Annotated in this window: 16 protein-coding genes and 1 tRNA gene; 10 read left to right on the top strand and 7 right to left on the bottom strand. The window is 69.3% G+C overall.

All coding sequences use genetic code 11. From position 1 onward, the window contains the following. The first annotated feature begins 23 nt into the window (after positions 1-23). The 5 genes from ACXJKQ_RS16510 to ACXJKQ_RS16490 all read left to right on the top strand — a co-directional run bounded on the left by ACXJKQ_RS16510 (position 24) and on the right by ACXJKQ_RS16490 (position 5,601). Positions 24-767, top strand: coding sequence for a CpaD family pilus assembly protein (locus ACXJKQ_RS16510; RefSeq protein ID WP_457106816.1), 744 nt, complete (start codon positions 24-26; stop codon positions 765-767). Positions 768-844: 77 nt separating this feature from the next. After that, positions 845-2,089 (top strand): AAA family ATPase, encoded by a 1,245-nt coding sequence (locus ACXJKQ_RS16505; RefSeq protein ID WP_457106815.1) that lies wholly within the window; start codon positions 845-847, stop codon positions 2,087-2,089. 57 nt (positions 2,090-2,146) lie between these two features. Then, positions 2,147-3,589, top strand: a complete 1,443-nt coding sequence (locus tag ACXJKQ_RS16500; protein WP_457106814.1) for a CpaF family protein — start codon at positions 2,147-2,149, stop codon at positions 3,587-3,589. A gap of 4 nt (positions 3,590-3,593) precedes the next feature. Continuing rightward, on the top strand, positions 3,594-4,592 hold the full coding sequence (locus tag ACXJKQ_RS16495) for a type II secretion system F family protein (RefSeq protein WP_457106813.1): 999 nt from the start codon (positions 3,594-3,596) through the stop codon (positions 4,590-4,592). A 31-nt stretch (positions 4,593-4,623) separates the two neighbouring features. Further along, the gene (locus tag ACXJKQ_RS16490) at positions 4,624-5,601 is read left to right on the top strand and encodes a type II secretion system F family protein (RefSeq protein ID WP_457106812.1); all 978 of its coding nucleotides are present in this window, start codon (positions 4,624-4,626) and stop codon (positions 5,599-5,601) included. A 24-nt stretch (positions 5,602-5,625) separates the two neighbouring features. Here the strand turns inward: ACXJKQ_RS16490 and ACXJKQ_RS16485 are convergent, their stop codons facing one another. Beyond that, on the bottom strand, positions 5,626-5,859 hold the full coding sequence (locus ACXJKQ_RS16485) for a GcrA family cell cycle regulator (protein WP_020095642.1): 234 nt from the start codon (positions 5,857-5,859) through the stop codon (positions 5,626-5,628). 401 nt (positions 5,860-6,260) lie between these two features. Here ACXJKQ_RS16485 and sseA point away from each other — a divergent pair, with 401 nt between their 5' ends. Together sseA and ACXJKQ_RS16475 are read left to right on the top strand one after the other, a co-directional pair. Next, positions 6,261-7,106 carry a 3-mercaptopyruvate sulfurtransferase gene (gene sseA, locus ACXJKQ_RS16480; RefSeq protein WP_457106811.1) on the top strand — a complete coding sequence of 282 codons (846 nt, stop codon included), beginning with the start codon at positions 6,261-6,263 and terminating at the stop codon, positions 7,104-7,106. Between the two features lie 589 nt (positions 7,107-7,695). Next, positions 7,696-8,172 carry a hypothetical protein gene (locus ACXJKQ_RS16475; protein WP_457106810.1) on the top strand — a complete coding sequence of 159 codons (477 nt, stop codon included), beginning with the start codon at positions 7,696-7,698 and terminating at the stop codon, positions 8,170-8,172. 88 nt (positions 8,173-8,260) lie between these two features. Here the strand turns inward: ACXJKQ_RS16475 and ACXJKQ_RS16470 are convergent, their stop codons facing one another. The 4 genes from ACXJKQ_RS16470 to ACXJKQ_RS16455 are packed head-to-tail and all read right to left on the bottom strand — an operon-like array spanning position 8,261 to position 11,494. After that, positions 8,261-9,085 carry an FTR1 family iron permease gene (locus ACXJKQ_RS16470; RefSeq protein ID WP_457106809.1) on the bottom strand — a complete coding sequence of 275 codons (825 nt, stop codon included), beginning with the start codon at positions 9,083-9,085 and terminating at the stop codon, positions 8,261-8,263. Positions 9,086-9,138: 53 nt separating this feature from the next. Then, complete coding sequence (locus ACXJKQ_RS16465; protein ID WP_457106808.1) at positions 9,139-10,572, bottom strand: 4Fe-4S binding protein; 1,434 nt, start codon at positions 10,570-10,572, stop codon at positions 9,139-9,141. Beyond that, on the bottom strand, positions 10,569-10,913 hold the full coding sequence (locus ACXJKQ_RS16460) for a cupredoxin domain-containing protein (protein WP_457106807.1): 345 nt from the start codon (positions 10,911-10,913) through the stop codon (positions 10,569-10,571). The genes ACXJKQ_RS16465 and ACXJKQ_RS16460 overlap by 4 nt, the downstream gene beginning before the upstream one ends. A gap of 17 nt (positions 10,914-10,930) precedes the next feature. Beyond that, positions 10,931-11,494 (bottom strand): iron transporter, encoded by a 564-nt coding sequence (locus tag ACXJKQ_RS16455; protein WP_457106806.1) that lies wholly within the window; start codon positions 11,492-11,494, stop codon positions 10,931-10,933. A gap of 353 nt (positions 11,495-11,847) precedes the next feature. On the opposite strand from ACXJKQ_RS16455, the gene ACXJKQ_RS16450 reads away from it, so the two are divergent. Further along, positions 11,848-13,971: a carbohydrate porin gene (locus ACXJKQ_RS16450; protein ID WP_457106805.1), complete on the top strand. Its 2,124-nt coding sequence runs from the start codon at positions 11,848-11,850 to the stop codon at positions 13,969-13,971. A 10-nt stretch (positions 13,972-13,981) separates the two neighbouring features. On the opposite strand, the gene lipB is transcribed toward ACXJKQ_RS16450, so the two are convergent. Next, positions 13,982-14,713 (bottom strand): lipoyl(octanoyl) transferase LipB, encoded by a 732-nt coding sequence (lipB, locus tag ACXJKQ_RS16445; protein WP_457106804.1) that lies wholly within the window; start codon positions 14,711-14,713, stop codon positions 13,982-13,984. An 89-nt stretch (positions 14,714-14,802) separates the two neighbouring features. Between lipB and ACXJKQ_RS16440 the strand changes: the two genes are divergently transcribed. Together ACXJKQ_RS16440 and ACXJKQ_RS16435 are read left to right on the top strand one after the other, a co-directional pair. Further along, complete coding sequence (locus ACXJKQ_RS16440) at positions 14,803-15,108, top strand: FliM/FliN family flagellar motor switch protein (protein ID WP_457106857.1); 306 nt, start codon at positions 14,803-14,805, stop codon at positions 15,106-15,108. Positions 15,109-15,229: 121 nt separating this feature from the next. Further along, a tRNA-Leu gene (locus ACXJKQ_RS16435) sits at positions 15,230-15,314 on the top strand. Positions 15,315-15,585: 271 nt separating this feature from the next. Here the strand turns inward: ACXJKQ_RS16435 and ACXJKQ_RS16430 are convergent. Further along, positions 15,586-16,782: a tetratricopeptide repeat protein gene (locus ACXJKQ_RS16430; protein WP_457106803.1), complete on the bottom strand. Its 1,197-nt coding sequence runs from the start codon at positions 16,780-16,782 to the stop codon at positions 15,586-15,588. Between the last annotated feature and the right edge of the window lie 157 nt (positions 16,783-16,939).

Below are 16,939 nucleotides of genomic sequence, written 5' to 3'. Positions count from 1 at the left end.
CGCCGCGCCCCAGGATCGGAACCATGACCGGACGTTACCCGCCCGCACTGTCCCGCCGCGCCGCGAGCCTCGTCGCGGCCTGCGCGTTGGGCGCCCTCGCGGCAGCCTGCAAGAGCGACCCCGCCACCACAGGCGGGATCGCCGTGGCCGACTACCGGGCGCGCCACCCGATCGTGCTGACCGACGGGAGCCGCAGCCTCGACGTATTCCCCACGGGGGTCGGCCATCTCGATCCGCGCCAAGCCCGCGATGTCGACGCCTTCATGCTGGAATATCGGCGCTACGGCCGCGGCGTCCTGCTGATGGAGGTGCCCCAGGGGGTCCCGCCCGACCAAGTGGTCGCCGTCGAGCGGACGGCGGCGCTGCTCGGCCGGTTCGGGACGCAGAACGGCGTCGGCGCCCGCGAGATCACGGTCGCCGGCTACGCGGTGGCGGCGCCGACCCTCGCCGCGCCGATCCGTCTGAGCTTCCAGCGCATGCAGGCCAAGGTGTCGGATGCCTGCGGCCTCTGGCCCCAGGACCTCGGGGCTCGCGGCTTCGCGAACGATTACAGCAACCAGCCGAGCTGGAACCTGGGCTGTGCCATGCAGACGAACGTGGCGGCCCAGGTGGCGGATCCGGTGGACCTCGTGCGGGGCCGCCCCGAAGGCCGCATCGACACGGTCAAGCGGGTCCGGGATATCGGCCAGTTGCGGGACGGCAAGGATCCGTCAACCACATGGCGTCAAGATGGGCAGACCGCCGTGAAGTCCCAAGTCACCAACTAGGACAGACGGCGTTGAGGACGGGCCGCCTCGCCGCCACCCCCACGCCGCGCCCCGAACGCGAACCCGAAAGCGCCGTCATGGCAGACCTGTCCGAGACAACCGAGCGCACGATCGCCCCGGTGCCCCGGATCACCATCCAGGCATTCTGCGAGACCGGCGAGACCGCCGCGATGATCGAGGGCGCGGCCCTCGATCGGCGCATGCAGAAGGCGCAGGTCAAGGTCCGGATGGGCGGCGGCGCCGCCGCCATCGAGGCCTACCGGCACGCGCCGACCCCCAACGTCATCGTCATCGAGATGCAGGGCGCGCGCTCGAAGCCGATCGAGTGCCTCGACGCCCTGGCCGAGGTCTGCGACGAGGGCACCCGCGTCCTGGTGATCGGCCATCTGAACGACGTGACGCTCTACCGGCAACTGATCCAGCGCGGGGTGTCCGACTACCTGATGGCCCCCGTCGAGCCCCTGACCCTGATCGCGGCGATCTCCGACTTGTTCTCGGCCCCGGGCGTCAAGCCGGTGGGACGGACGGTGGCGGTCTACGGCGTGAAGGGCGGCATCGGCGCCTCCACGGTGGCGCACAATTTCGCGTGGTCGGTGGCCCGGAACCAGGGCGTCCAGACGGTGATCGCCGACCTCGACATCGCCTTCGGGACCGCCTCCCTCAATTTCAACCAGGACCCGCCGCAGGGCATCGCCGAGGCGGTGTTCGCCCCCGAACGCCTGGATTCGGCCCTGGTCGAGCGGCTGCTGTCCAAGTGCAGCGACAACCTGAGCCTGCTCTCGGCCCCGGCAAGCCTCGACCGGACCATCGACCTGTCGGAGCCGGCCTTCGACGCGTTGATCGAGCACATGCGGGCGAGCGTGCCCTGCGTGGTCCTCGATATTCCGCACCAATGGAGCGCTTGGTCGAAACGCGTCCTGACGGCGGCCGACGAGATCCTGATCGTGGCCGGCCCCGACCTCGCCTGCCTGCGCAACACCAAGAACCTGCTCGGCGCGCTGAAGCACGGGCGCCCGAACGACCAACCGCCCCGCATCCTCCTGAACGGCGTCGGTGTGCCGAAGCGGCCGGAGATTGGCACCGCCGAGTTCGCCAAGGCCCTGGAATGCCCGGTGGCCCTCTCGATTCCGTTCGAGCCGACCCTGTTCGGCACCGCCGCCAACAACGGCCAGATGATCGCCGAGATCCAGGCCGGCTCGAAGGTGGCGGAGCTGTTCAACGATCTGGCGGCCCTCACCCTCGGGCGTCCCGAGAACCGGCGCGGCCGTCCGAGCCTCCTGGAGCCGCTGCTCGCCAAGCTCGCCGGCCGCAAGGCCTCGTGATGCGGACGCCGTCCTTCGCCCGACAGGCTCCGCAGGGCAGCGCCAGGGATCCGCTCCATGTTCGGTAGGCGACAGACCGGCGGCGCATCGGCGGCGCCTGCGCCGATTCCGCAGACACGGGCGGCGGCGCCGACCATGCCGGTCCTGCGCGATTCGGCGGCACCGGCCGCCCGTCCCGCGCCGGCGCCCCCTGTGGTCGTCGAGACGGCGCGCTCCGAGGACTACTATCGCACCAAGAGCCTGATCTTCGGGGCGCTGATCGAGGCGATCGACCTCACGCAGCTCTCGCGGCTCGACGCGGAGACCGCCCGCGAGGAGATCCGCGACATCGTCACGGAGATCATCGGGCTCAAGAACATCGTCCTGTCGATTGCCGAGCAGGAGGAACTGCTCGACGACATCTGCAACGACGTGCTCGGCTACGGTCCGCTCGAGCCCCTGCTCGCTCGGGACGACATCGCCGACATCATGGTCAACGGCGCCAACCGGACCTTCATCGAGGTCAACGGCAAGATCCAGCTGACCAGCGTCCGCTTCCGCGACAACCAGCAGTTGATGAACATCTGCCAGCGGATCGTCAGCCAGGTCGGGCGCCGCGTCGACGACGCCTCGCCGATCTGCGACGCGCGCCTGCCGGACGGGTCCCGCGTCAACGTGATCGCGCCGCCGCTCGCCATCGACGGCCCGGCCCTCACCATCCGCAAGTTCAAGAAGGACAAGCTCACTCTGGAGCAGCTCGTGCGCTTCGGGGCGATCTCGCCGGAGGGCGCCGAGGTTCTCAAGATCATCGGCCAGTCGCGCTGCAACGTGGTCATCTCGGGCGGCACCGGCTCGGGCAAGACCACGCTGCTCAACTGCCTGACCGCCTTCATCGAGCTCGACGAGCGGGTGATCACCTGCGAGGACGCGGCGGAACTCCAGCTCCAGCAGCCGCACGTCGTGCGCCTGGAGACGCGCCCGCCCAACATGGAGGGCCAGGGCCAGGTCACCATGCGCGACCTCGTCAAGAACTGCCTGCGCATGCGGCCGGAGCGGATCATCGTCGGCGAGGTGCGCGGACCGGAGGCCTTCGACCTGCTCCAGGCGATGAACACTGGCCACGACGGCTCGATGGGCACGCTCCACGCCAACAGCCCGCGTGAGTGCCTGTCGCGCATCGAGTCGATGATCTCGATGGGCGGGTTCACCCTGCCGTCGCGGACCCTGCGCGAGATGATCTGCGGCTCGATCGACGTGGTGATCCAGGCCATGCGCCTGCGCGACGGCTCCCGGCGCATCACCCACATCACCGAGGTGCTCGGGATGGAGGGCGACGTCATCACCACGCAGGACATCTTCCTCTACGACATCGTCGGGGAGGACGCGAACGGCAAGCTGATCGGGCGCCACCGCTCCACCGGCGTCGGCCGGCCGAAATTCTGGGAGCGCGCCCGCTATTACGGCCTGGAACAGCGGCTCGGCGAGGCGCTCGACGCCGCCGAGGTCGTCGACCGGAGCTGAGGGCATGCCGGACCTTCCCGTCGCCGCCGCGGGCGCCGCCAACCTGCCTCTCGCGGCGGGCCTGATCGGCATCGCCGTGGCGGCCGTCGCCTACGTGGCGATCCTGCCCCTGCTCGGCGGGGAGCGCCGGGCGACCAAGCGCCTCAAGGCGATCGGCGTGTCCGCCTCCGGGGCTGCGACCCGCGGCGTCGCGGTCAACCGGCGCGAGCAGGTCGCCAAGACGCTGAGCGAGATCGAGGCCAAGGCCAAGGGCGCCTCGAAGGCCAGCATCGAGCTGAAGCTCGCCCGCGCCGGCCTCGGCTGGACGAAGCGGACCTTCTACACGGTCTCGGCGGTCAGCGGCGGCGTCGTCGGGATGCTGATCTTCGTGATCACCGACACCCCCCTCGCTGCGCTCGGGGCCGCCTTCGCGGGCGGGTTCGGCCTGCCGGCCCTGCTGCTGCGCCGCCTGCGGCTCAAGCGCATCGCGAAGTTCAACAAGGAGTTGCCCAACGCCGTGGACGTGGTGGTCCGCGGCATCCGCACCGGCATCCCGGTGGGTGACTGCTTCCGCATGGTCTCGCGGGAGGCCGAGGAACCGGTGCGCAGCGAGTTCCGGACCGTCGTGGAGACCCAGGCGATGGGGCTTTCGCTCGGCGAGGCGTGCACGCGCCTGTTCGAACGCGTGCCCACCGCTGAGGTGAACTTCTTCGCCATCGTCATCAACATCCAGCAGCAGTCGGGCGGCAACCTGTCCGAGGCCCTGAACAACCTCTCCATCGTGCTGCGCGACCGCGCCAAGATGCGCGGTAAGGTCCAGGCGATGAGCATGGAGGCCAAGGCCTCGGCCTCGATCATCGCCTGCCTGCCCTTCGCGGTGGCGGGCATCACCGCCCTGACGAGCCCGGACTACATCTCGCTGCTCTGGACGACCGATACCGGCAAGATCGCGCTGGTCGGCGCGGCGATCTGGATGTCCATCGGCGTCTTCACCATCAAGAAGATGATCGCCTTCGAATTCTAGGCGCGGTGCGCCTCCTGCCGGATTCCGCCCGATGATCGATGCCATCGCCGAAAAGCTGTTCGATCCCCGCTTCATGGGCACGTTGCTGACCGCCGTCGCGGCGGCCGCGACCGCCTACGCGGTGGCACAGCCCTTCCTGGAAACCGACAGGCTCGGCAAGCGGATGAAGCTCGTCAGCGACGAGCGCGAGCAGATCCGGCGCCGCGAGCGGACGCGCGCGGATCCGACCGTGACCCGGGCGACGCTGCGCGTCCAGCCGAAGGCCTACATGAAGTCCATCGTCGAACGCTACCAGCTGCGCCGCTGGCTCGGCACCGACACGGCCAAGCGCAAGCTCATGCAGGCGGGCTATCGCGGCCAGGGGGCGGAGACCGCGTTCCTGTTCTTCCGGCTGGTGGCGCCGATGGCCACCCTGATCGCCGCCCTGTTCTACCTGTTCGTGCTGGAGGTCGTCGACACCTCCTACCTGGTACGGTTCGGGATGGTGATCGCCGCGGCCTACGCGGGCATCAAGGCGCCGGAACTGTTCCTGGTGAACACCGCCAAGAAGCGCCAGACCGAGATCCGGAAAGCGTGGCCGGACGCCCTGGACCTGACGCTGATCTGCGTGGAATCCGGCATGGCGATCGAGAACGCCTTCCGGAAGGTCAGCACCGAGATCGCCACGTCCTCGGTCGTGCTGGCCGAGGAACTCGCCCTGATGACCGCCGAGATGTCGTTCCTGCCGGACCGGCGTCAGGCATACGAGAACCTCGTGATGCGCACCGGGCTCGAGCCCGTGAAATCCGTCGCAACCGCGCTGATCCAGGCCGAGCGCTACGGCACGCCGGTCGGCCAGGCGCTGAGGGTGCTGAGCCAGGAAAGCCGCGACCTGCGCATGAACGAGGCGGAGAAGAAGGCGGCCGGACTGCCGCCGAAGCTCACCGTGCCGATGATCCTGTTCTTCCTGCCGGTGCTGTTCGTGGTCATCATCACCCCGGCGGTCATCCAGATCATGCGGACCCAGTGACGGCCGGGATGCTGCGGCCGGATCTCAGCGGATGCGGCCGGGGCGGGTCGGCTCGAACACGATGCGGCGGTGATAGGCACACCAGCTCTTGCCGTCGGACACGGGGGCGCCGCAGCAGACGGCGCGGTCGTTCGGCTCGCCGATGATGTACTTGCACACGAAGGCGCCGGACTGCGCGAACGGGACGCGCAGGTCGGCCGACGGCTCCTCGACGGTCTCGGCATCGCCGATCTGGGACATGCGGACGAGTTGATTCATGGCGTTGATCGGCTCAATAAGCATCCTGCTGTGGGTCGGACGCCCCGGCAGACAGGGAAGGTTTGAACGCATCTCGTTCAGACGGCGTCCCCGGGACGCGTCCGCGAGCGGTGCGTCCGGGGCGGCCAACACGGTGCCGGCCGGACGACCGACGCGATTGGCGTCATGATGTTGTCGTAACTGGGGTTACGGCTCCTTAAAACAAGACCAGCCTGCGTGGGACGCATCGGACCACGGTGCAGGATGCGTAGCTCGCGTTATTCCGGCAGCCGTTCGATTGGCATTGGCGGTTCTGACGAAACCGGCCGAACGCGCCCGTCTGGCGGCGCCCCGGGCGTGCAACCGGGTTCGACCTGTGGTTCTGTGCGGGCGCAACGCGAACAGAGCTGGACCCGCCGACCATGGCCCATGCGCCCCTCGTGTCCCCCGAATGGCTGCACGACCGCCTCGCCGCCCCCGACATCGTGGTGCTGGACGCCTCCTGGTATCTCCCGGCCGCGAGCCGTGACCCCGAGGCCGAGTTTCGTGCCGCTCATATTCCCGGTGCCCGCCGCTTCGATCTCGACGCGATGAGCGATACCGAATCGAGCCTGCCGCACATGCTGCCGCGGCCCGAAGTGTTCGCCGCACGGATGCGGGCGCTCGGCGTTGGCGACGGCATGCAGATCGTGGTCTACGACGGACAGGGGCTGTTCTCGGCTCCGCGGGTCTGGTGGATGCTCAAGGCCTTCGGCGTCCGCGACGCGCTGGTGCTGGACGGCGGCCTGCCGGCCTGGGTGGCAGCGGGCTACGCCACCGAGGAGGGCGAATCACGGGCGCATGCGCGCCGCCACTTCACCGCCCGCCTCGACCACGGGGCGGTGGCGGACGCGGACGACGTGGCGCGGGCGCTAGAAACCGGCTCGGCGCAGGTGGTGGATGCCCGCTCTGCGACCCGGTTCCGCGGCGAGGAGCCGGAGCCCCGGCCCGGCGTCCGGCCGGGGCACATGCCCGGCGCCCGCAACCTTCACTACGCGGCGCTCCAGCACGACGGCCGCATGAAGAGCCCCGACGCGTTGGCGACCGTCTTCGCCGAGAGCGGCGTCGATCCGGACCGGCCGATCGTGACCACCTGCGGCTCGGGCGTGACCGCCGCGATCATCGCGCTGGCGCTGGAGACCATGGGCCGCCCGGCGCGGGGGCTCTACGACGGCTCCTGGTCGGAATGGGGCGCCGATCCGGCGCGCGCGGTCGCGACCGGCGCCTGACCCGGATTCTCGGGAGCGGCCCTCGGCTCCGCGGGCAAGCCCTGCGATCGGCCCGGGCTCCGCAGGGACGTCGGGCTGGTGCGTGACGGTGCCCGACACGGTGCAGCTACGATGGTCACACATCTCAGAACGGAGCGCGGGTTCCCCTCTCCCCGCACGCGGGGAGAGGCCCGCACGGACCGCGTCGTCCGTGCGGGAAGCGAAAGGCGAAGCCGGAGCGGCGGTGAGGGGGCGGCTCCGGAGGAGGCTCTTCCGGCACCGCCCCCTCACCTTCGGCTGCCGCCTCGCTCCAGCGACGACAAGGTCGCCGGAGCCCTCTCCCCGCAAGCGGGGAGAGGGGGTCTCTCGGGCAGGCCCGTCGCGCTGTCTGCGGATGCCGCCCATCCCCTGTCCCTCGCCCGCACTGAGGAGGCCAAGTCGGACAAGCCCGACTTGGGTGGAGAGGCAATCCGCGCCCGGGCCTGACGCCGCGTTGTCAGAGCAGATGTACGAATCCGCCAGCTCGGCGCGGACGGCCAACCTTGACGCGCGATCGATCGATTCCGATATATCGAATGCGCCTGCGGTTGGGCGCTCCACGGAGAAGATCATGCCGCATCACGAGACCACGTCCCTGTCGGGAACCATCCGACACGTCTTCGCCCATCGCTTCACCATCGAAGGGGAGGACGGCACGCACCTCGCCGATCTCGGTCCGAAGGGGGCGCAGGCCTTCGCCCTCGCGACCGGCCTGCGCGTGACCGTCGAGGGCGAACGCCGCCCCTCGGAGATCAAGGTCACACGGATCTCGGCCTTGGGCCGCGAGCCGGTGCTGATCCATCACAAGAAGCCCCACCATGCAGCCGGGTCGGCACGGCCCGACCTGCCCGCCGATCCCGCGCTGGCCCTGGCGGCGGCCACGGCCGCGGGCTGGACGGTTCTGGGGACGCCGCGCCGCAAGCCCAAGCACGTGGAGCTGCTGGCCCGGCGCGGCGACGGCGCGGCGACGGAGCTGCACGTCGATGTCGACGGGGCGATCTACAAGGAAAAGCCGGCCGATCCGGCGAAATGGGCTCTGCCGGCCTGACGACCTGAGATCGGTCCGCCGCAGCCGGCGCGGTTGCGGCGGGCCAGAGTCGGGCCGGGGCGCGGACCTGCCCGGTCCGCGGCCGGCCTCAGGCCGTCCGCATGGCGCGGCGCTTGTCGGCGGCGCTCCACTGCATCAGGCCGACCATCACGGCGATCGTCGCGAGGTAGACGAGGCCCTGCAGGGCCGTCGGCCGGTCGGTGTAGCCGACGAGAGCGTGCAGGACGCGGCCCGGCCAGGAATTCTCGGCGATCACCCCGGAGCTGTTCCAGAGGGTGTGGCCGAGGACGTCCACGACGCCGGCATTGGCCAGGAACTGAGCCGCCTGCGCGGCGAGGCCCGCGGCGAGGAAGACGATCAGCACGCTGGTCACCGAAAACACGTACCGGCTCGGGATCGAGGCGAGGCCGAGATAGGTCGCCGCAGAGAGCAGCATGCCCGCCCCGATGCCCGCCACCGCGCCGAACTGGATGTCGGCTCCTGAGGTGCCCGAGGCGACGAGGCCGTAGAGGAACAGCACCAGTTCGGCGCCCTCGCGCAGGATCGCGGCGCCGATCACGATCGACAGCGCCGCGGCCTCGCGCTCGCCCGAGCGCACGGCCGCGCCGGCCGCGCGCAGTTCGCCGGCCAGTTCCTTCCCGTGTTTGCTCATCCAGGTGTTGTGCCAGACGAGGAGCAGCACGGCGACGATCAGCACGGCGGCGTTCAGGATGTCCTGGCCGTTGCCCTCGAAGGCGTCGGAGATCTTCTCGGCGAACAGGGCGACGACCCCGGCGCCCGCCAGCCCGCCGGCGACCCCGAGCAGGACCCAGCGCATCCGGCCGGGGATGCCGCGGGTCGCCGCCAGCACGATGGAGATGATGAGGCCCGCCTCGATGACTTCGCGGAAGGCGATGACGAACGCGCCGATCATGGCGGTCTCCAGGGGTTACGGTGTCGTACGAAGCGCCGCGCGCGAACCGCGCGCTACCAGATCCAGAACAGGAGCACCCAATTCACCACCGACAGGGCGGCCGCGCCGGCGATGCAGGCCGAGGCCGCGACCCGGCGGAGACCGCCGGCGCCGAGGCCCGCCACCCGCCAAGCGAGCCAGACGCTCCACAGGCTCGCGCCGGCGAGGAGGCCCGCGCGGATCTCGGCAACGTGGGGCACCACGATGCCGTCACCCCGCAGGAACGTGACGGTGAGCGCCGACAACCCCAGGAAGACCCCGCAGCCCGCCACGGGGATCAGCGTCTGGGTGAGGTGATGGAAACGCCGAAGCGACCAGCCCCCGAGGGTCACGGTCGCCAGCGCCACGATCCCCGACAGGGCGAGGCCGAGAACGAGTGTCGCGGCGCCGATGTAGGTCAGCAGCAATGCGCCGTCGAGGAGGGTCATGACGTCGTTGCGGTCGGGGTAGTTCGTCAGGATGAACCAGGGTGCCGAATGCTCCAGGGGCCACGTCGTCCCGTGCTCGATGAGCCACGTGGCCGCCCATTGCTTCGCGTCGACGTACCAGGGACTCGACGACCACTGGAAGGCGCCCACCGCCAGCGCCAGCATGCCGAACAGGATCAGCAGGGTCTGGTCGAGGCTGGGCTCTCCGCCCGCCACGTAGACGATCTCGTGGTTGGGCGAGCGCAGGGCGAGGCGGACCGCGCCGCGATGGCCGCTGCAGCGACCGCACATGTGGCAGGCGCCGGCGCCGCGCATCGTCTTCACCGGGACGAGCGGCGCGCAGTTGAACGCCGCCGCGCCGCGGGCGGGCTTGGGCGAGGCCGCCCAGGCTGCGCGGTCGACCTGAAAGCTCACCGGGGCGAGCTTCGAGAGGACCGCGAAGACGCCGTTGACCGGACAGAGGTAGCGGCACCAGACCCGCTTGTTGCGTCCGTAGAGCAGGCCGACCACGATCGCCGCGAGCGTCGAGCCGCCGAGGATGGCGAGGACCGGCTTCGGGTAGCCGTACACGCTGGTCATCTGCCCGTAGACGGTGGTGCCGGCGAACGCCAGGAACGGCCAGCCCGACCACGTGATCCAGCGCGGCACGGCGTAGCCGCGGCTCCAGCGGCTCGCGAACTCGCTGAGCGCGCCCTCGGGGCAGAGGACGCCGCACCAGGCCCGGCCGACCAGCACCATGCTGACCAGCACGAACGGCCACCAGATTCCCCAGAAGGCGAACTGCGCGGCGAGCGTCAGGTTCGTCCAGATGTGGGCGGCGTTGTCGGGGAGCGGCAGCAGCGCCGGGACGATCACCAGCACGGCGTAGACGGCGACGATCAGCCACTGAATGGACCGGATGATCCATCCGTACCGGCGCAGGCCGTCGCCGAACCGGGCGAGCCCTGCATCGACGGCCGCCCGGCGCGCCGGCATCCCGGCGCGGGGAAGGATGACCGGCGCTGCCGTCGACGCGCTCATTTGGCTACCAAGGTCGCCTTCGCGTCCGGATGGAAATCGTCGAACACCTGGTAGGTACCGGCATCGAGGGTGCGGAACACGATCGCCGAGGTCGAGCCCGCGGCGAGGGCCTTCTCGCGCTTCAGTTCCGCGCTCTCGAATTCAACCGGGGACTGGCCGGTGTTCGAGATCTCCAGCTTGAACCGGGTGTTGGCCGGCACCTCGATCACCGCGGGGAGGATCACACCGTCGCGCATCTCGACCTTGATCACCGGCATGTCGTCGGCGCGCGCAGGCCCAGTCGCGCAGGCGATCAGCAGCGCGGCGGAGAAGGTGCGGATGGGGCGATACAAGCGGGACACGGGCAGCTCCGGCACTTTCAGTAGGCGCCCTTCTTGCCGACGCCGGCGAAGGTGAAGTCCTGGGTCACCGAGAAGGACTCGAACCACGGGCCGACCCCCGTCTCCTTGTCGACGTGGCGGCCGAAATGACTGTCCCTACCGGGAGGCGCGACGGTGACGGTGAGGCGATAGCGCCCGGGGCCGAACAGCTTGACGTTGTCGCCGTAATGCGGTCCGTCATTGGCGACCATCGGCATCAGCATCCCGGACACGGTCTGGTCGGTGGGCTTGTCGCCGTCGAGCTTCACGGCCTCGAAGCGGACATCGAGCGCCGGTACCCAGTCGCCCTCGGCGAAGCCGTTGCGGTTGTCCTTGGCGGCCCGGATATCCGTTTCGAGATGGATGTCCGACTTGGCGGCCTCGCGCATCATGCCGGGCGGATCCATCTCGATCGGCTGGAGGTAGACCGCTGCGACCTCCAGGCCGTTGCGCGTCACATGCGGCCCGATCGGCACTTCCTTGGCCTGCGCGGCACCCGCGAACGCGAGGAGCGCGGCCACGGAGAGGCCGCGGAGAACCGGAATGACGTGCGAGGCGTGCATGCATCCGCACATAATCCACCCCGCGCGAAGTTCAAACTGGAATCGCGTTGCATCAAATAATAACAATTCTAATCTGAGATGACGCCCGGATGGCGAGACCGTATTCGCCTGTCCTTCCCGAGCATCACGGCGCGCTTCGTAGACTCTCACGAAGATGTTCGTCAGCCAACGACATTCCGGATCTTGACCGGGTCGCCGAACCCTGGATCGTCATGCGATCGCCATGCGGAGATCCGAGAATGCGACGCGGAACGGCGATGACCTGCGAGACAGCCTGTGGCGAGACGGCGCACCGTGGCTTGCGCAACGCCAGACGCTGTCTTAGCACGTGCTATACTTTTCCAATGAGTCGGATGAGAACCCGTTCCGTTTCCCTGGCCCGCACGGCAGCCCTGGTACTGACCGCACCCCTGCTGGCGATTGTCGCCGCGCGGGGCGCCGACCTCGCGACTCCGCATCTCGCCGAACGGTCCACCTATGCCGACTGGTCGGGCGGGTATGTCGGCCTCGAGGGCAGCGCCGGCGGATCCTACGGCGCCTACAATTTCGGCCCGACGACCATCGGCGGTCGCGCGGTTCCGGCCTTCCGCAGCGGCGATTCCACGGGCCGCAGCGACCAGGGCAAGAACGCCACGACGGCGGTCGGCGGCCTGTTCGGCGGCTGGAACTGGCAGGCAGGCCCCTGGGTCTACGGGGTCGAGGCCAGCCTCGATGCGGCCAATCTGAAGCGGCCGGTCCCCTCGACCGCGGCGGGCTTCGGCTACGCGGACGTCGATCCAGGCTTCAACATCATACGCGCCAAGACCGATCTCTACGGTGCCCTGCGCGCCCGGATCGGCTACAGCTTCGACCGCTACCTGATCTACGGCACCTTCGGGCTCGCGGGGGCGAACGCGCGCTTCCTCGCCACCTATCCGGATCTCGACACGGGCGGGCAGAACACGGCGCGGCGGGACCTCGGCTATGTCGGCTTCACCCTCGGCGCGGGGGTCCAATACGCCGTCACCGACCACATCGCCCTCGGGCTCGACTACCGCTACGTCGATCTCGGCGGTAGCCGGCGCTTCCCGCTGGGCGCGGTGCCGGGCGATGCCGGCGGCCCGGTCTCGACCCGGGCGAGCTTCACGTCCAACCAGCTGTTCGCCCGGCTGATGTGGTTCCCGGGCGGCCTGACCGTGCCGCCGGACCCGGACGAGACCGCGCCGCACGACCCCGACAACGGCGACACCGGCCGCTTCTCGCTGCACGGGCAGACGACCCTGATCGCGCAGGYCGTCCCGGGCTTCCGCTCGCCCTACGAGGGCGCCCAGAGCCTGCTCCCGCACCAGGCCCGGCAGACCACGACGGCCACGGTCTTCCTCGGGCTGAAGCTCACCGACAGTACCGAGATCTACTACAATCCCGAGTTCAGCCAGGGCTTCGGCCTGTCGCGGACGCTCGGCGTCGCCGGCTTCGTCAACGGCGAGGCGCAGAAGGCCGGCGCCCCGTTCCCGAAGCTGCGCTCGAACCGCTATTACGTGAAGCAGACCTTCGGTCTCGGCGGCGAGACCGTGGACGTGCCGGACGGGCCGAACCAGGTCGCCACCCGCTACGATTCCGAACGGGTCACGGTGATCGCCGGCAAGTTCGCGCTGGGCGACTTCTTCGACGGCAACATCTACGCGCACGATCCGCGGGTCGACTTCTTCAACTGGTCGCTCTGGGGCTCATCGGCGTGGGACTTCCCGGCGAACCTCCCGGGCTTCACGCAAGGGCTCTACGCCGAATACAACCGGCCCGAATTCGCGGTCCGCGCCGCCTACACGCAGGTGCCCAAGGAGCCGTCGAGCGACGTCCTCGACCCGCGGGTGTTCCGGCGCGCGGGGCTGAACGTCGAGTTCGAGGAGCGCCACGTTCTCCCGTGGCTGGAGCAGCCCGGCAAGATCCGCATCGGCCTGTTCTCGAATGTCGGCGTCTCGGCCAACAACCGCGACGCGGTCACCCTGACGCAGCGCGGCCTGTTCGACGACATCAACGACGCGGTGGCGGCGACCCGGCGCCCCCGCCGCAAGACCGGCGGCTACATCAACCTGGAGCAGGCGCTGACGCCCGAACTGGGACTGTTCGCCCGCGCCAGCCTCAACGACGGACGCACGGAGAACATCTCGTTCACCGACATCGACCAGAGCTTTTCCGGTGGCCTGTCGCTCAAGGGCAAGGCCTGGGATCGGCCCGACGACACAATCGGCCTGGGCGCCGCGATGAACGGGCTCTCGCCCTCGCACCGCGCGGCCTTCGCGGCGGGCTATTACGGGCTGCTGGTCGGCGACGGCCGGCTCAACTACGGCACCGAGCGCGCGATCGAGACCTACTACGCCCTGAACCTCACCAAGTTCGTCACCCTGACCTTCGACTACCAGTTCATCGACAACCCCGGGTACAACCGCGATCGCGGGCCGGCGCACTTCTTCGCCTCCCGGCTGCACGCGGATTTCTGACGGACGGCGGTCACACCGCGGGCTCGTTCACGGTCGCCCCGAAGATGTCCTCGAAGGCGGCGCGCAGCTGCATGTCGACCTCGGCCGTGCTCACCGGCAGGCCGAGGTCGACGAGGCTCGTCACCCCGTGCTCCCGGACGCCGCACGGCACGATCCCATCGAAATGGCCGAGGTCGGGCTCGACGTTCAGGCTGATCCCGTGGAAGCTGACCCAGCGGCGGACCCGGATGCCGATCGCCGCGATCTTATCCTCGACCCCCGGCCCCTTTTCGGGGCGGCGCACCCAGACGCCGACGCGGTCCTCGCGGCGCTCGGCGCGGACGTTGAAGGCGGCCAGTGTCTCGATCAGCCACGCCTCCAGACTCGCCACGTAGGCCCGCAGGTCGCGGCTGCGCCGGTCGAGGTCGAGCATCACGTAGGCGACCCGCTGGCCGGGGCCGTGATAGGTGTACTGGCCGCCCCGACCCGTGACGTGGACCGGAAAGCGGTCCGGCGCCACGAGGTCCTCGGTCCGCGCCGACGTCCCGGCCGTGTAGAGCGGCGGGTGCTCCAGCAGCCATACGCATTCGGGGGCCGCGCCGCGGGCGATCGCCTCGGCACGCGCCTCCATCCAGGCGAGCGCGGCCTCGTAGCCCACGGGGGCGTCGCTGACGCGCCAGCCCACCGGGCCGGCCACCGAATCGGAGCCGGGCCGCTTCGGAAAGGCGTGCGGACTGACGGTGAGGCGGGGCGCGTTTACCAAGGGTTCACCATCCTGCGTCGATGGTCGAAGCCTTCAACATCCGCGGCCGGCTGTTGCAAGGTTTCGGCCGCGAGACGGGATGGCGGGTGGTGGCGGTCTTCGAGACCCTGAAGGTCGATCTGACGGTGGTGCTGGGCCGGGCGCGGATGCCCCTGCACATGCTGCTGCGCATGGGCCGCGGCGCCGTGATCGAGCTGGAGGCCAGCGACAGCGACATGGTCGAGATCCTGGCCAACGACCATCCGATCGCCCGTGGGCAGATCGTCGTGACCGGCGACCGCATCTCCGTCGAGGTGACCGAGTTGATCCGCAAGGCGGCTTCGATCGTGGAACCCGGCGTCAGCATTGGCGACGGCGCGGCGCCTTTCCTGGAGGGCGGCTACGATTCCCTGTGAGCGGGGCGCTTGTCGGCGGCGGGACGATCTGTTATCCGCTGCGCCGCGCGACACGACAGCGGCTCCGGGTTCTCCCGCGGGGCGCACAGGTCGAGCGAACGGACGGATCTTCGCGTCCGATGCGGCCATGGCGGAATTGGTAGACGCGCTAGCTTGAGGTGCTAGTCCCGCGAGGGGTGGAGGTTCGAGTCCTCTTGGCCGCACCAACCTCTTCTCGATCGACGAGAAGAGGTGTGGAGCGAAACGACCTGACCGATGCGTCCGACCCCTGCTGAGCGGTCGCACAGCGGGTCTCCGGGCATCGCCTGATCATCGCAAGGCCCGAGGCGTGCTTTCGCCGTCCTGGCCTCAAGTTCCCGACAGATGGCTGTCTACCACCGGTCTCGCCTGCGGCCGCCGGTGCTTGGGCGACTGTGGCCGTCAGCCCCAACGCTCAGGACAGAGGAGCCGCACGCGCGAGAAGCGCGGCGCCTGACCTCAATCCGTCGAGCCCTCCGGCAGACCGGCCATGCGCGCGCCTTCGACGAGATGCTGGTATTCTTTCACGAACGTCGGATTTCTCGAGTAATCGGCGGTCGCCAGCGTGTGGATTGTGTAGCCGGGCATCAGCTTGAGCACATTCTCGATGGCGTCATGGGCCTGTTCCTTGTGGCCCAGCCACGCATGGGCGACGGCCAAGTCTATATAGGCGAAGAAATACGGCGTGTGCCCGACCGAGCGGTTGCACCACCGGATCGCCTCTTCCCATTGCTTAAGATGGGTATGAGCATGGCAGATATAGTATTCCCAGACGTTCAGCAGCGGGTCTTTCGGACTTAACCGGATCGCCCTCTCGACGTGCTCGAACGTCCTGTCGGCCTTCCCGTCCCAGAGAGTGATGATGCCGGCAAGCGCGTGCGCGATCGCCATGTTGGGATCGTACTCGACGGCGATCGCGATCTCGCGCAGGCCCAGCTGGAAATCCTTGGTCGCGCGAAGGACCTCCGCCTTCACGTAATGCGCCATGGGACTTTGCGGCTTCGCCGCGAGCCCCTTGTTCGCGAGTTGCAGGGCGAGCTGGGAATCGGCGGCGAGATCCTTGCTGACCCGGCTGTTGACGGCTTGCGCGATCGCGCGCGCGAGTCCGATCTTCGCCTCGGGATTGTTCTGATCGATCCTCAGGCTCTGCTCGAACTTGCTCCGCGCCTCCAGCGTGTTCGGGGGCGTGCGCGGCCTGTTCATGGCGGCCCAGCCCAGCATATTCAGATCGGCGGCCGTCGGGCTGAGAGAGCCCTCCCGGAGGATCCGCAGGCCTTCCGCCTGACTGAGCTGAACGTCCAGCGAGCGCGCGAGACGCGCGACGAACTCCGCCTGGATCTCGCCCAATCGGCTGCGGTCGCCATCGAAGCGATCGGCCCAGATATGCGCACCGGTCTCCGTCGACACGAGCTGGGCGTTCAGCACCACGTGGTCCCCGGTGCGGCGAACGCTGCCTTCCAACACGTACCGGACACCCAGATCGCGGCCGACCTGCTTCACGTCGACCGCCTTGCCCTTGTAGGTGAAGGCGGTGTTGCGCGCGATCACGAAGCTGCCGGCCAGGTGCGACAGGTCGGTGGTCAGGTCCTCGGTCAGACCGTCGGCGAAGAAGTCCTGCTCGGGATCGTTGCTCATGTTGGCGAAGGGCAGAACCACGATCGAGAGCGGCGGCAGGGGCTTCGGCGCCAGGCCGTTCTGGACAGCCAGCGTCGTCTCCGCCTTCGGGGCGCTCGACCGAAGAGACCAGATCGCGCCCGCCGCCAGCAGGACGAGGATCAGCGCCCCCGCGAGGCCGGCCGATGCGGCGCCCAGG

This window comes from Methylobacterium sp. P5_C11 (assembly GCF_054049775.1).
The sequence above is the reverse complement of the archived record's forward strand: the minus strand, read 5'-3'. Positions and strand labels throughout refer to the sequence as shown.

Coding starts and splice junctions, on each gene's coding strand:
- ACXJKQ_RS16505 (WP_457106815.1), top strand. CDS start 845: ATGGCAGACCTGTCCGAGACAACCGAGCGCACGATCGCCCCGGTGCCC.
- ACXJKQ_RS16490 (WP_457106812.1), top strand. CDS start 4,624: ATGATCGATGCCATCGCCGAAAAGCTGTTCGATCCCCGCTTCATGGGC.
- ACXJKQ_RS16485 (WP_020095642.1), bottom strand. CDS start 5,859: ATGAATCAACTCGTCCGCATGTCCCAGATCGGCGATGCCGAGACCGTC.
- ACXJKQ_RS16470 (WP_457106809.1), bottom strand. CDS start 9,085: ATGATCGGCGCGTTCGTCATCGCCTTCCGCGAAGTCATCGAGGCGGGC.
- ACXJKQ_RS16465 (WP_457106808.1), bottom strand. CDS start 10,572: ATGAGCGCGTCGACGGCAGCGCCGGTCATCCTTCCCCGCGCCGGGATG.
- ACXJKQ_RS16500 (WP_457106814.1), top strand. CDS start 2,147: ATGTTCGGTAGGCGACAGACCGGCGGCGCATCGGCGGCGCCTGCGCCG.
- ACXJKQ_RS16510 (WP_457106816.1), top strand. CDS start 24: ATGACCGGACGTTACCCGCCCGCACTGTCCCGCCGCGCCGCGAGCCTC.
- ACXJKQ_RS16455 (WP_457106806.1), bottom strand. CDS start 11,494: ATGCACGCCTCGCACGTCATTCCGGTTCTCCGCGGCCTCTCCGTGGCC.
- ACXJKQ_RS16495 (WP_457106813.1), top strand. CDS start 3,594: ATGCCGGACCTTCCCGTCGCCGCCGCGGGCGCCGCCAACCTGCCTCTC.
- sseA (WP_457106811.1), top strand. CDS start 6,261: ATGGCCCATGCGCCCCTCGTGTCCCCCGAATGGCTGCACGACCGCCTC.
- ACXJKQ_RS16475 (WP_457106810.1), top strand. CDS start 7,696: ATGCCGCATCACGAGACCACGTCCCTGTCGGGAACCATCCGACACGTC.